This window comes from Escherichia fergusonii ATCC 35469, assembly GCF_000026225.1.
In the GTDB taxonomy this organism is placed as follows: Bacteria; Pseudomonadota; Gammaproteobacteria; order Enterobacterales; family Enterobacteriaceae; genus Escherichia; species Escherichia fergusonii.
This window is the reverse complement of the sequence record NC_011740.1, coordinates 625,082-638,595: the sequence shown is the minus strand read 5'-3', so window position 1 is coordinate 638,595 and position 13,514 is coordinate 625,082. Positions and strand designations below refer to the sequence as shown.

Genomic DNA, 13,514 nt, shown 5'->3' with positions numbered 1-13,514 from the left:
GCACACCTTCACTTTACATTCCTTCACTGCTCTCACACCATCTTTCCGTTTTTAGTCTATTTCAGGGAAAGAGAGATGATTGTTGCGGTTAATAAGCGCGTTCTAAAAATTGTCTTTATTTTGTTCGTCATTCTGTTCTGCGTTTATTTAATACCGCGTATCGCTATCAATTTTTTCTATTACCCGGACGATAAAATTTATGGCCCCGATCCCTGGTCTGCCGAATCAGTAGAATTCACTGCCAAAGACGGCACACGCCTGCACGGCTGGTTTATTCCTTCTGCGACTGGCCCCGCCGAAAACGCCATTGCGACTGTCATTCACGCTCACGGCAATGCAGGCAATATGTCCGCACACTGGCCATTGGTCAGTTGGTTACCGGAACGGAATTTCAATGTCTTTATGTTTGATTATCGTGGATTCGGTAAATCAAAGGGAAGACCTTCTCAGGCAGGGTTATTAGATGATACGCAAAGTGCGATTAATGTTGTGCGCCACCGCAGTGATGTTAACCCGCAACGTCTGGTCTTGTTTGGCCAAAGTATTGGTGGCGCGAATATGGTTAGTGCTCTTGGGAATGGTGATCGCGAAGGTATTCGCGCGGTAATTCTCGACTCAACCTTTGCTTCTTATTCCTCAATCGCTAACCAGATGATCCCCGGTAGCGGTTTCTTTATGGACGACAGTTATAATGCGGAACGCTTCATCGCTGAAGTCAGCCCCATTCCTGTACTGATCATTCATGGTAAAGCTGATCGCGTCATTCCCTGGGAGCAAAGTGAAAGGCTTTATGATCTCACCCGCGAACCGAAACAAAAAATTATCCTTCCTGATGGTGAACATATCGACGCCTTTTCAGAACGCCATGGCGGGGTATATCGCGACCAGATGGTGAATTTTATCCTCAATGCATTAAACACCCGATGACATCGCAACTCTCTCTGAGGTGAAAGAAGACAGCACAAAATCACCTTAAGGTGCTCGCTTCGTCTTAACAAAGCCAACTCTCCAGTTAAAAATTCTGTGACCTTCCCCCGTATTCTGGTGCAAAGCGTTTCAATCATCATTTTTATAAATAAACTTTAGCTATTCTTATCAAACCACGAACGGGAGATCTGACAGATGATGCCAACCATCGCACCACTATCTGTACTTTCTGCTCCCCAACGCCGTTGTCATATATTGTTGACGCTGTTTCAACCAGGTCTGGTGACGACCACGGAAACATTAAGTAAGTTAAATGGTGTCGATGTAGAGATTGTCAGTAAAGATCTTAATGAGACGAGTCGGGAGATTGCTGGTTACCACCAGCTGACGATCAAAACGGCCCAAAACGGCGGTTTTCGGATTGAAGGTACAGAGCTCAATCAGCGTTTATGCCTGTTACATTGGTTACGCCGAGGGCTGCGCCTGTGCCCCGCATTTATTAATGAGCAATTTACCCCGGCATTAAAAAATGCGCTTAAACAATGCGGTATTGAACGAACTTTGTATGACGATACAAATTTACGCGCACTGATTAACCTCTGCGCCCGTCGCCTGAACATGCAGTTTGGTGATCGGGATATGCAGTTTCTACAGCTGTTCTGGCAATACTGTCTGTTGAATCATCATGCAGGACAAACTCCTGATTTCACGCCACTTCAGCAACAGTGGATGCAGTCATGTGCAGCCTGGCCCTTTGCGCTGGAATTAAGCCGTTTTTTACACCGCCGTGCGATGCGCAATGTTCCACGGGAAGAGTCGTTATTTATCGCCCTGCTATTTACCCTGCTACGTGTTCCCGATCCCCGACGAGACAACCATCCATGGGACTGGCAGATGCGCAATGCTATTTCTCGCCTGGTGCTTATTTTTCGCCAGAAAGGTAATGTCCAGTTTCGCGATGAGCAAGGACTACACGATCAACTTTACGTGCATCTGGCGCAGGCGTTGCATCGTAGCTTGTTTTCTATTGGTATTGATAACACCTTACCTGACGGTTTTTGTCATCTTTATCCCCGTTTAATGCGTACGACTCAGGAAGCGTTGACCGAATTTGCCAATGAATACGACCTTCAATTTTCTGAAGAAGAAACAGGACTGGTGGCGGTTATTTTTGGAGCGTGGTTGATGCAGGAAAATGATCTACACGAAAAACAGATCCTGATGCTGACAGACAACGATACTGAGCGCGAGGCGTGTATTGAGCAGCAGCTGCGAGAACTCACACTACTGCCGCTCAATATCCGGCATATGCCCGTAAAGAATTTTTTAGTACAAGGTGCCCCACGTAACGTGGCGTTGATTGTTACACCTTACACCACCACGTTACCGCTATTTTCACCCCCACTAATTTATGCAGACCAGACCTTGACGCCTCATCAACAACAGCAGATCCGCAAAATAGTCGAATCAGGTTGAAGGTGTAATTTTTGGCCGCAACACCATTGCAGGCAGTGCCAACAGCGCCATGACCCAGAATACGCCCCCCGCGAGATGTTGATAGAGATAGCCCGCGAAAATGGTCATGATGGCGATACTGCCCCCCATCGCCACAGCAGAATAAACGGCCTGCAGGCGAATGACTTCTCTGCCATGACGTGCGGCAATGTAGCGCATCCCCGCAAGGTGGCACACGGTAAATGTGCCACAATGAAGAATCTGCGCCACAATAAGCCACGGTAGTGCCGTGGTCCAGCCCATCATTCCCCAACGAATCAGGCCGCATACAGCAGAAAGGAGCAGCAAGTCACGGGCGCTAAAGCGGCGGAATAGTTTGTTGCTGAGCGCAAAAATTATCACTTCAGCTACCACACCCAGCGACCATAAATACCCCACCGCTGAAGCTGAATATCCTGCCGACTGCCAGTAAATTGCACTAAAACCGTAATACGCTGCATGTGCGCCCTGTAACAGGCATACACAAACCAGAAAACGCCAGTTCTGGCTAATCAGAGCAAGCCACGACGACCAACCCGTACTTTCCTGGTGGCGACTGACGCCTTGTGGCTGTATCGCCGGGCGCAACATCATTCCCAGCAGCATAGAGGCGACGCCAAGAGTTAGCAGTGCCAGTATCACCCGATAATCATACAAGCTGACCAGTTTACCCGTCAGCGCAGAGCCAATGACAAAAGCGATTGACCCCCACAACCGCACTCTCCCGTAATCCAGGGGGATCTGTTTTTGCCAGGTATTCGCCAGTGCATCAGTAAGCGGAACCAACGGTGAGAAAAAGAGGTTAAAGCCGATCATGACCACCATCAACCAGGCTACGTGAGTACCCGCCCAGAATGCCAGCGCGAAGACCAATGTCAGCAGGGCCAAAACACGCAATGCCGGGATCAGGCGAGAGGGATCACTGACGCGAGGCGCAATCAGTAAGCTACCAAGAAAGCGCGCCACTAACCCCGTACCGAGCAATAAACCTATAGTTTCTGGTGTCAGCCCAAGACCTTCAAGCCATACGCTCCAGAAAGGCAGAAAAATACCGTAGCTAAAAAAGTAAGTGAAATAACCGAGTGCCAACCAGCGTGTTGATTGCAAAACCATGTGTCCCTCCCAATGGAGGCGATAGTCTGGCGATAAACCGTCTCTGGCGCAAGGAAGTATTAACAGAATGTTAAATGAATTTTGAGCGATTAAACATCCATCCGCCGTGGTTGCTGGTATCCATCAGCTGTCCAGGAATATTGCCAATTAACTCTTTTGCCCAGAGATGGCGAGCAGCAAAACCGTGTATTACGGTTAAATCACACATTTATGCAAATGGACTGTTTTATGAACACATTGCGCTATTTTGAATTCGGAGCTTCGCGCCCCGTTCTGTTGTTGATTGCTCGTATAGCTATCATATTGATATTCATCATTTTTGGGTTCCCCAAAATGATGGGGTTTGAAGGTACGGTGCAATACATGGCCTCGTTGGGCGCGCCCATGCCAATGCTGGCAGCCATTATTGCCGTCATCATGGAGGTACCTGCTGCTATTTTAATTGTTCTCGGGTTTTACACTCGCCCCCTCGCGGTGCTCTTTATCTTCTACACCCTGGGTACAGCAGTTATTGGTCACCATTATTGGGATATGACCGGGGATGCAGTCGGGCCAAATATGATTAACTTCTGGAAGAATATCAGTATCGCCGGAGCATTTTTATTGCTGGCGATTACCGGGCCAGGGGCAATTTCCCTCGACCGCCGCTAGAAACATTAAAGGCCGCAATTGCGGCCTTTAATATATCTTTCTGCGAGATTACGCGTAAACCGGGTAACGTGCGCAGATGTCGAGAACTTTACCTTTGATGCGCTCAATAACCGCTTCATCATTGATGCTGTCCAGCACGTCACACATCCAGCCAGCCAGTTCTTTCGCTTCTGCTTCTTTAAAGCCGCGACGGGTAATCGCCGGAGTACCTACACGAATACCGGAGGTCACAAACGGGCTCTTCGGATCGTTTGGTACGCTGTTTTTGTTGACGGTGATGTTAGCACGGCCCAGAGCGGCGTCAGCTTCTTTACCGGTCAGGTTTTTATCAACCAGATCCACCAGGAACAGGTGGTTATCAGTACCGCCGGAAACCACTTTGTAGCCGCGCTCGAGGAACACTTCTACCATCGCTTTAGCGTTTTTCGCGACCTGCTGTTGGTAAGTTTTGAACTCAGGCTCCATTGCTTCTTTCAGAGCAACCGCTTTACCAGCGATTACGTGCATCAGCGGACCACCCTGACCACCAGGGAAGACAGCAGAGTTCAGTTTTTTGTACAAATCTTCGCTACCGCCTTTCGCCAGGATCAGGCCGCCGCGCGGACCCGCCAGGGTTTTGTGAGTGGTGGTAGTTACTACGTGAGCATGAGGAACCGGGTTCGGGTAGACGCCAGCAGCAACCAGTCCCGCAACGTGCGCCATATCAACGAACAGGTAAGCACCGATGCTGTCAGCGATTTCACGCATTTTCGCCCAGTCAACCACGCCGGAGTATGCAGAGAAGCCACCGATAATCATTTTCGGTTTGTGTTCTTTGGCTTGTTTTTCCAGATCAGCGTAGTCGATATGGCCGGTAGCATCGATACCGTAAGGAACGATGTTGTACAGTTTACCGGAGAAGTTAACTGGAGAGCCGTGAGTCAGGTGACCGCCGTGCGCCAGGTTCATACCCAGAACGGTATCACCGGGTTCCAGCAGCGCGGTATAGACCGCAAAGTTAGCCTGGGAACCGGAGTGCGGCTGAACGTTAGCGTAGTCTGCGCCGAACAGTTCTTTTGCGCGATCGATCGCCAGTTGTTCAACGATATCAACATACTCGCAACCGCCGTAGTAGCGTTTGCCCGGATAACCTTCAGCATATTTGTTGGTCAGCTGAGAACCCTGCGCCTGCATTACACGTGGGCTGGTGTAGTTTTCGGAGGCGATCAGTTCGATGTGCTCTTCCTGACGTACTTTTTCCTGCTCCATAGCCTGCCACAGTTCGGCATCATAATCGGCAATGTTCATTTCACGCTTTAACATCCGCATCTCCTGACTCAGCTAACAATAAAATTTTTGGCCTTAATAGGCGGTCCTGATGGACAACGGCGAACAGTATAACCGAATCATTGTGTGATAACAGGTCTTGACAAAGGAATTTACGCAAACGATTACCTTCAAGCAGTACAAGGCTTTGACGAATGAAGCGCTTATGCCTGGTAATGGATTTCTTTTCATGTTTGTGATGCAAATTATTCACTTTGTCACATTCTCAACATTAAACACCACAGAACCATTTACATTGCAGGGCTATTTTTTATAAGATGTATTTGAAATACATCAATTGAGATGCAAAAAAAGGAAGACTCTATGCTTGACGCTCAAACCATCGCTACAGTAAAAGCCACCATCCCTTTACTGGTGGAAACGGGGCCAAAGTTAACCGCCCATTTCTACGACCGTATGTTTACTCATAACCCAGAACTCAAAGAAATTTTTAACATGAGTAACCAGCGTAATGGCGATCAACGTGAAGCCCTGTTTAACGCCATTGCCGCCTACGCCAGCAATATTGAAAACCTGCCTGCGCTGTTACCAGCGGTAGAAAAAATCGCGCAGAAACACACCAGCTTCCAGATCAAACCGGAACAGTACAACATCGTCGGTGAACACCTGTTGGCGACGCTGGACGAAATGTTCAGCCCGGGCCAGGAAGTGCTGGACGCGTGGGGTAAAGCCTATGGCGTACTGGCAAATGTATTTATCAATCGTGAGGCGGAAATCTATAACGAAAACGCCAGCAAAGCCGGTGGCTGGGAAGGTACTCGCGATTTCCGCATTGTGGCTAAAACACCACGCAGCGCACTTATCACCAGCTTCGAACTGGAGCCGGTCGACGGTGGCGCAGTGGCGGAATACCGTCCGGGGCAATATCTTGGCGTCTGGCTGAAGCCGGAAGGTTTCCCGCATCAGGAAATTCGTCAGTACTCTTTGACCCGTAAACCTGATGGCAAAGGCTATCGTATTGCGGTGAAACGAGAAGATGGCGGGCAGGTATCCAACTGGTTGCACAATCACGCCAATGTTGGCGATGTCGTGAAACTGGTCGCTCCGGCGGGTGATTTCTTTATGGATGTGACGGATGACACGCCGGTAACACTGATCTCTGCGGGTGTAGGGCAAACGCCAATGCTGGCAATGCTCGACACGCTGGCAAAAGCAGGTCACACAGCACAAGTGAACTGGTTCCATGCGGCAGATAATGGTGATGTTCATGCCTTTGCTGATGAAGTTAAGGAACTGGGGCAAGCACTGCCGCGCTTTACTGCGCACACCTGGTATCGTCAGCCGAGCGAAGCCGATCGCGCTAAAGGTCAGTTTGATAGCGAAGGTCTGATGGATTTGAGCAAACTGGAAGGGGCGTTCAGCAATCCAGCAATGCAGTTCTACCTCTGCGGCCCGGTAGGTTTCATGCAGTTTGCCGCGAAACAGTTAGTGGATCTGGGCGTGAAGCAGGAAAATATTCATTACGAATGCTTTGGCCCACACAAAGTGCTGTAATTTCTGTTTAAAGCGCCCTCTCATGGTGACCGACTTTCTTGTAAGGTTGGTCACCATTTTTTTATTAAGGACACGAATACGACACAGGGAGAAATTCTGGCAGGCGTAGCGCGTTGATTTTAAATGGCGCCCCCTGCAGGATTCGAACCTGCGACCGACGGCTTAGAAGTTCCTCGAACTCTCTGAGATAACAGTAACTTACCCCATCACCACTGCGCTCACACGTCCCACCATTACAAAACATATAAAGCCTTGCATCGGCCTACAAGGCTTTGTGTGTCTCAGTTTTGTCTCATCAACCACAGCAAGTATCGATCGATTGAGACTTGGATGATAGACTTCATGCCTTTCAGAACTCATTGATTACATAAATGTTAAAGCTATTTGCAAAGTACACTTCGATTGGTGTGCTGAACACACTTATACACTGGGTGGTTTTTGGTGTATGTATCTATGCCGCGCATACCAATCAGGCTCTGGCAAACTTCGCAGGTTTCGTTGTGGCTGTGAGTTTTAGTTTCTTCGCGAATGCAAGATTCACATTCAAAGCATCGACTACAACGATGCGCTACATGTTATATGTCGGGTTCATGGGAACACTGAGTGCTACTGTTGGATGGGCTGCTGATAAGTGCTCATTTCCTCCAATTATCACTCTTATCACCTTCTCCGCCATCAGCCTGGTGTGCGGTTTCGTCTATTCAAAGTTCATTGTCTTTAGGGATGCGAAATGAAGATATCTCTTGTAGTTCCTGTCTTCAATGAAGAAGAAGCGATACCAATTTTTTATAAAACGGTACGTGAATTCGAAGAATTGAAGCCATATGAGGTGGAAATTGTTTTCATAAATGACGGAAGCAAAGATGCCACGGAGTCAATTATTAACGATCTGGCTATTTCAGACCCGCTAGTTGTTCCACTGTCATTTACACGCAACTTTGGTAAAGAACCAGCATTGTTTGCAGGGTTAGACCATGCAACTGGTGATGCCGTGATACCTATTGATGTTGACCTGCAAGACCCGATTGAGGTTATCCCTCATCTTATTGAAAAGTGGCAGGCAGGTGCTGATATGGTGCTGGCAAAACGATCTGACCGCTCCACTGACAGTCGATTAAAGCGCAAATCTGCTGAGTGGTTCTACAAATTACACAACAAAATCAGTAACCCCAAAATTGAAGAGAACGTCGGTGATTTTCGCTTGATGTCCCGTAATGTTGTAGAAAATATTAAGCTTATGCCTGAACGTAACCTATTTATGAAAGGCGTGCTTAGCTGGGTTGGTGGTAAAACTGATGTTGTTGAGTATGCACGAGCAGAGAGAGTTGCTGGTAGCACTAAATTTAATGGCTGGAAGCTTTGGAACCTGGCTTTAGAAGGTATTACGAGCTTTTCAACATTCCCTCTACGAATGTGGACATATATTGGACTACTTGTTGCTGGACTTTCTTTTATTTACGGCGCATGGATGATCGCCGATAAATTACTATTTGGTAATAACGTTCCAGGTTATCCATCACTACTAGTTTCAATACTTTTCCTAGGTGGCGTGCAACTAATTGGGATTGGCGTTCTTGGTGAGTATATCGGAAGAATTTACATCGAAAGCAAAGGAAGACCGAGATATTTATTAAAGAAAGGTAGTGATTATGATGCTAAATAACCAAAAACGCTATTCAACATATATTTTACTATCAGTACTTATTCTTTTTTTACTGATTAGGGAATTTTGGTTCGCTAACCGACAGGGTTTGCATATTGATGAATCTCTGTCTTTTATCTTATCTGCATATAAAGATTATGGATGGACAAAGGTTTTTGGATCTTTAACTGAATTAACTGGTAGCCAAGTAAGGCAGTTGATATGGTTCAGTGATGATTCTATAAAAGGAATGCTTCGCGATGTATATCATTTGTGGCAAGATAACAGAGACACTCCGCATAGCAATCTGTATTATTCATTATTAAGAATATGGTTCACTGGGATAAATCCTGAAGGCAATACTTCATTTATAACAAACTGGGCATTTAAGCTTAACCAGTTATTTTTCGTTATTTCTTTTTTTGCCATATACAGCATTGCGAATAAGTTATTTAACAACAAACAAATCGCAACATTAGCTGTTTTTGTTTCTTTTATAAATACAGCATCGATATCTAACAGTATTTTCCTTAGACCATATCAGATGCAAGAAGCGCTTGTAGCAATATACACTCTTACCAGTCTGATTTTAATAAGAAAGAAATTATCATTACGTTTACTGGTTATCCATTCAGTTTCAACATCACTTGCAATGTTAAGTGGATATTTTGCTCTATTTTATGTCGCGATGATCTCTGTTTTCTTATTCCCGTTTTTGATTGTAAAGCATAAAGACGATTTAAAAAACGCCATCACCTTTGCAGTAAAATACATTACATTAACATCTTTTATTTCATACATTATATACCCGAAATACTTTTTCGTTGATGGTAACAGACAAGGTGAGGCATTAGATAAACTTGGTAGCTTTAGTGAAAACCTAATTAATTCAGTACAATCATTGTCGATGATCAATGGTTTCTTTCCTGCTGGGGTATTAATCGCACTATCTGTTATAGCAATGTCATTGATTTTTATTATTAAGAATAAAAGTATAATGAATGAAACAAATTACTTTATTTTAATTCTTACCTCAACAGTTATGTTGTGGATAATAATTGTGCAATTATTATCTCCATATAAGAACCTTGCTAGATATATATATCCATCCCTACCTTTATTTGGCTTGTTTTACGGATACATAGCATTCAGTATATATAACAATTACAAGTCAATAAAAATAATACCAATTATTGCATCAATAGTGATATTGATATCTTCTTCGTATTTATATTTTAATGGTTCAAAAGTTGATTATATCAATAAAAATAGAGAAAAAGATTGCTCTATTATTCCTGAGAATAGTGTCATAATAGCAAAATCACCATGGAAAATGGGATACATTGCAACTTGTCTTCATTCTGATTCAAAATATGGGTTGACAAATAACTTTGACTACAATCTTTTTAAATCAAAAGGTTATAGTACTATAATCAGCGACCATGACATATCTAGTGATAGGGCTAAATTAACAAATGATAATGTCATGGCCTACTTTAAGAAATACAGCCTTAATTAAAAACCGAATAAAAAGCAAACACATCAATGTGTTTTGGTAATGTTTGTATAAATAACACACTGTAAAGTACTACATAGGCAGTTACTTGAATCAATCACTTAGTGGTGTCAGTGAACTGCAACAGAACATTGGCGCAAGATGTTTCTGTCTTCTTGCGCTAATTTTTAACATAAATACATATCTTTTGCCTTCGAAGCCCACCTCGCCATCCATTACAAAGCATAGTGTGGCTAAGCTTTCACAAATAACTACACATGCTACGTGCGATCATATCGATCATGAAGCAGGTTAATGATATAATCCGGCGATCCTAAAACTCTTTGATAACTATAATGTTGTAAGCAGGGCATATTTAATGGATACATTTGCTACTTTATTACCATATCTTAGTGTTCACAATACCATATATGCATCATCTTTTATTTTATTCGCAACATTTATTTGTTTTCTTATTAATAAGATAGTTGATATATCCCCTATTGGAAGCCACAATGACTTATGTTTAGAGGGCTTAAGGGGGGTTGCGTGTCTATTAGTTTTCGTTAACCACTCATACACTGTAATTGCTGCTATAGGATTAAAATCACCATATATGAATATTCAGCCAGCGTACGCATTTGAAAAAATGGGCGCGTTTGGAGTATCCATATTCTTTTGCTTAACAGGTTTTTTATTTTCAGCCACTATAAAAAAGGGAATTTTCGATATTTCTTTTTTCCAAAAAAGGATTTATAGATTACTTCCTGCATACATTGTTGTTTCTACAATAGTTTTTGCAATTTTCATGTTCCAGAGATACGGGGAAATAAAAACTATTGATGATATAATGACAGTCATTCGTAGTGTTTATGGATTTGGTTTCTGGGGCGGTGGGATTAGGGTTGGTGCAATATGGGACTGGAGCCTTAATATTGTTACATGGACGTTACCTTACGAATGGAAATATTATGCAGCAGTTCCATTTCTTGCTTGTGCATTTGCTATTAAACCGTTAAGAATATCTTTAATACCTTTAGCTCTGATAATTATATATCTTGGATATCAGAACGAACAAATAATGTGGACATACTTCCTGACAGGGTTTATTGCTTCGTACATAAAGAAACCTGCAAACAATTATTTGAAATATGCTTTGTGGATCGTAATGCTATTACTCTTTTTATATTCGATTTTTGGTGATTTTAAAGTATATGAATTCGAAATGTTCTGCGCGACATCAATATTTTTCATAGCGTTTATCGCATCCAGGCCGTCTATATTCTCTAAAAGAAGCATATCGAATATTGGTATCATAAGTTACAGTTTGTATTTAGTACATCAGTTATCGCTTAACATTACATTCAATTCTTACAGCAAATTTATCAACCTAGAGCAAACATCAGCTAGATATTTTATATTGATGCAGTTTGGGGCGATAACATTAGCAATTATACTTTCCGCTATCCTGTATAATACAATTGAAAAAAGATACAAGATAAAATAAAACAAAGGCGGCAATGCCGCCTTTTTACTATACACTTAAAGTCTGTGTAACATCTGTGTTTGCCTTGTTTATTGAAGGATAGTTACATGTCAACGTCGAATTGTATGTCTGATTCTCGCCGAACCAGAGCTTATTAGACGTATTCAATCCGGATTTGTCGGCACCAGTAGCATCGATGGCCTTTCTGTTACGCGCGCCGCCGATAAAGATTCAGCTAAACTTTTGTTCTGGACACTTAGAAAGATACCAAGGAGACTGCTGACGAGTGGTTTGTTCACTAATTAGCACGTAAAATCAGTAACGGCTGGAAATCATTCAATACTCGCACTATCAAAAGTTCACCAGCCAATCCGCAGTACGTCCTGCATACGGCGTGTCTGCGGTTTTTATTTTTCGCTTACATTGTGTCTGGTTTTGTCGGCCACTGAATATCCGGAACCCCGGATGTATCTACTTTTTCCAGTGCATCCAGATAATCCAGCCACAAGTTATATTGCGCAAGCTCATCACCTTTCAGCCGCCCAATGGCAGCCTTTCCTGCCCACTGATGGCTGTTCATGAATTCATTTGCCTGACTGATTTTTGTTTGTTTTTCCATCTCAGCCAGGGTAATAAGCTCACTCCGGGTATACTGTCTTGCAGATACCTTACCGTCCGAATAAACCCACCCGCCATAAATATCAATACCTTCAGGAATACTGGCAACCTCTGCCACACTGCACGATACAGGAAACAGCGTGGAAACATCTCTGGTTATTGATTTCACAATACCTTCACTGTCATACATTATCTTGAATGTATCGTCCTTAAATAACTGCTGAGAGGTGTACCACTCCCGGCCTTCTTCATCACGCAGAATAATGGCACCGAGTTCTGCCAGTAGCTTTTCTTCATCTGAAACAGGCTCAGAAATAACAAAATTTCTCATTTCCATCATGATAAACCTACCGTTACCCATTGTGTGCCAATAAGCATCTGAAGCGGACGTACATTTACGCTCTGTGCGTTAGCGCTAAAAGTGATACCACGAACCATTAATCCGGTATCAATTGAAATAAAATTATTCGACGCATAAAGTGTCGAGACGGCCCCCTCCCGTAGCTTAATAACACCTTTTGCTGAGTCTGCGACAGTGACTGCAATATTTGCATCAGCCCCACCATTGAACATGGCATAACCTCTGGCGTCACCAGAGAGGGAAATCTTTCTCGCTGTTGTAAGTTGTGCAACCGTTCGTTGAGGATTCCTTGCTGTATAAATTTCCATCCAGTCACTTTCGGCATCTCCGGCACGATTTTTAAGGAAAAATCTTGGATTATCAGTACCATTCAGACTTATCGCCAGGCGAGCGGAATAAAAATAATTTCCGGCAAGATTCAGATGTACATAGTTCTGATAGGGTTCCGGATTACCTTCATTACCAATCGGTAGTGTGAAAACGTTGGTAATATCCCGGATTACTGAATCTCCCCCCTCTCCACCAAAACCAAATGCACCAACAAGCATCAGTGCACCATTAGTCCTGTCACTGACTGAAGTCTGAGCGGATTTTAATGCCGCAGTACCCAGATCCAGGTTTTTTCGTGCCACATCAGTCGCACCATCCGATTTAATATCGCCAAACGGATTTTTGCGGCTTAACAGCAACGCCCGAAGCGCAGTAAGCAGCTGGTCATGCCGCCCCTTCTCCAGACTGGCACCGGATGCCTCCACCACGCCACAAAGCTCTTCCTGCAACATGTCAAAGTAGTCATCATCCAGATCGGTGGCAGGCGTGCCGGTCTGGGGATTACCACGGGTAAAACCGTTTTTACCCGCGCCGAACTTATCCTTCTGCGCGGTTTTCGTGTCTATACGATGCATGG

The 13,514-nt window shown here is 44.1% G+C and carries 11 protein-coding genes and 1 pseudogene; 8 read left to right on the top strand and 4 right to left on the bottom strand.

All coding sequences use genetic code 11. From position 1 onward, the window contains the following. Positions 1 to 75: 75 nt before the first annotated feature. Together EFER_RS03300 and csiE are read left to right on the top strand one after the other, a co-directional pair. Positions 76 to 927, top strand: coding sequence for an alpha/beta hydrolase (locus EFER_RS03300; RefSeq protein ID WP_000634373.1), 852 nt, complete (start codon positions 76 to 78; stop codon positions 925 to 927). 195 nt (positions 928 to 1,122) lie between these two features. Next, entirely contained in the window at positions 1,123 to 2,403 is a 1,281-nt protein-coding gene (csiE, locus tag EFER_RS03295) for a stationary phase inducible protein CsiE (protein ID WP_000982949.1), read from the top strand. Here the strand turns inward: csiE and EFER_RS03290 are convergent. After that, on the bottom strand, positions 2,395 to 3,534 hold the full coding sequence (locus tag EFER_RS03290; RefSeq protein ID WP_000244165.1) for a 3-phenylpropionate MFS transporter: 1,140 nt from the start codon (positions 3,532 to 3,534) through the stop codon (positions 2,395 to 2,397). The genes csiE and EFER_RS03290 overlap by 9 nt on opposite strands. Before the next feature lie 228 nt (positions 3,535 to 3,762). On the opposite strand from EFER_RS03290, the gene EFER_RS03285 reads away from it, so the two are divergent. Further along, positions 3,763 to 4,185 (top strand): DoxX family protein, encoded by a 423-nt coding sequence (locus EFER_RS03285; RefSeq protein WP_001094737.1) that lies wholly within the window; start codon positions 3,763 to 3,765, stop codon positions 4,183 to 4,185. A gap of 48 nt (positions 4,186 to 4,233) precedes the next feature. Here EFER_RS03285 and glyA read toward each other — a convergent pair whose 3' ends face one another. Continuing rightward, complete coding sequence (gene glyA, locus EFER_RS03280; protein WP_000919150.1) at positions 4,234 to 5,487, bottom strand: serine hydroxymethyltransferase; 1,254 nt, start codon at positions 5,485 to 5,487, stop codon at positions 4,234 to 4,236. Between the two features lie 327 nt (positions 5,488 to 5,814). On the opposite strand from glyA, the gene hmpA reads away from it, so the two are divergent. The 5 genes from hmpA to EFER_RS03250 all read left to right on the top strand — a co-directional run bounded on the left by hmpA (position 5,815) and on the right by EFER_RS03250 (position 11,649). Further along, positions 5,815 to 7,005 (top strand): NO-inducible flavohemoprotein, encoded by a 1,191-nt coding sequence (gene hmpA, locus EFER_RS03270; RefSeq protein WP_000883105.1) that lies wholly within the window; start codon positions 5,815 to 5,817, stop codon positions 7,003 to 7,005. Positions 7,006 to 7,376: 371 nt separating this feature from the next. After that, positions 7,377 to 7,739 (top strand): bactoprenol glucosyl transferase, encoded by a 363-nt coding sequence (locus tag EFER_RS03265; RefSeq protein WP_000915537.1) that lies wholly within the window; start codon positions 7,377 to 7,379, stop codon positions 7,737 to 7,739. Then, on the top strand, positions 7,736 to 8,668 hold the full coding sequence (locus EFER_RS03260) for a glycosyltransferase family 2 protein (RefSeq protein WP_000703650.1): 933 nt from the start codon (positions 7,736 to 7,738) through the stop codon (positions 8,666 to 8,668). Before EFER_RS03265 ends, EFER_RS03260 begins: the two co-directional genes overlap by 4 nt. Then, positions 8,655 to 10,166 (top strand): hypothetical protein, encoded by a 1,512-nt coding sequence (locus EFER_RS03255; protein ID WP_000979449.1) that lies wholly within the window; start codon positions 8,655 to 8,657, stop codon positions 10,164 to 10,166. The genes EFER_RS03260 and EFER_RS03255 overlap by 14 nt, the downstream gene beginning before the upstream one ends. Positions 10,167 to 10,521: 355 nt before the next feature. Further along, a complete protein-coding gene (locus EFER_RS03250; RefSeq protein WP_000379299.1) occupies positions 10,522 to 11,649 on the top strand; it encodes an acyltransferase family protein in 1,128 nt (375 codons plus the stop codon). A 397-nt stretch (positions 11,650 to 12,046) separates the two neighbouring features. On the opposite strand, the gene EFER_RS22750 is transcribed toward EFER_RS03250, so the two are convergent. Continuing rightward, positions 12,047 to 12,436 carry a tail fiber assembly protein gene (locus EFER_RS22750; protein ID WP_048814555.1) on the bottom strand — a complete coding sequence of 130 codons (390 nt, stop codon included), beginning with the start codon at positions 12,434 to 12,436 and terminating at the stop codon, positions 12,047 to 12,049. A 731-nt stretch (positions 12,437 to 13,167) separates the two neighbouring features. Then, a pseudogene (locus EFER_RS03240) lies at positions 13,168 to 13,512 on the bottom strand (hypothetical protein); the annotation flags it as partial. Positions 13,513 to 13,514: the final 2 nt, after the last annotated feature.

Bases quoted from the DNA above. Each gene is read 5' to 3' on its own strand.
- EFER_RS03300 (WP_000634373.1), top strand. From the start codon at position 76: ATGATTGTTGCGGTTAATAAGCGCGTTCTAAAAATTGTCTTTATTTTG.
- csiE (WP_000982949.1), top strand. From the start codon at position 1,123: ATGATGCCAACCATCGCACCACTATCTGTACTTTCTGCTCCCCAACGC.
- EFER_RS03290 (WP_000244165.1), bottom strand. From the start codon at position 3,534: ATGGTTTTGCAATCAACACGCTGGTTGGCACTCGGTTATTTCACTTAC.
- EFER_RS03285 (WP_001094737.1), top strand. From the start codon at position 3,763: ATGAACACATTGCGCTATTTTGAATTCGGAGCTTCGCGCCCCGTTCTG.
- glyA (WP_000919150.1), bottom strand. From the start codon at position 5,487: ATGTTAAAGCGTGAAATGAACATTGCCGATTATGATGCCGAACTGTGG.
- hmpA (WP_000883105.1), top strand. From the start codon at position 5,815: ATGCTTGACGCTCAAACCATCGCTACAGTAAAAGCCACCATCCCTTTA.
- EFER_RS03265 (WP_000915537.1), top strand. From the start codon at position 7,377: ATGTTAAAGCTATTTGCAAAGTACACTTCGATTGGTGTGCTGAACACA.
- EFER_RS03260 (WP_000703650.1), top strand. From the start codon at position 7,736: ATGAAGATATCTCTTGTAGTTCCTGTCTTCAATGAAGAAGAAGCGATA.
- EFER_RS03255 (WP_000979449.1), top strand. From the start codon at position 8,655: ATGATGCTAAATAACCAAAAACGCTATTCAACATATATTTTACTATCA.
- EFER_RS03250 (WP_000379299.1), top strand. From the start codon at position 10,522: ATGGATACATTTGCTACTTTATTACCATATCTTAGTGTTCACAATACC.
- EFER_RS22750 (WP_048814555.1), bottom strand. From the start codon at position 12,436: ATGTATGACAGTGAAGGTATTGTGAAATCAATAACCAGAGATGTTTCC.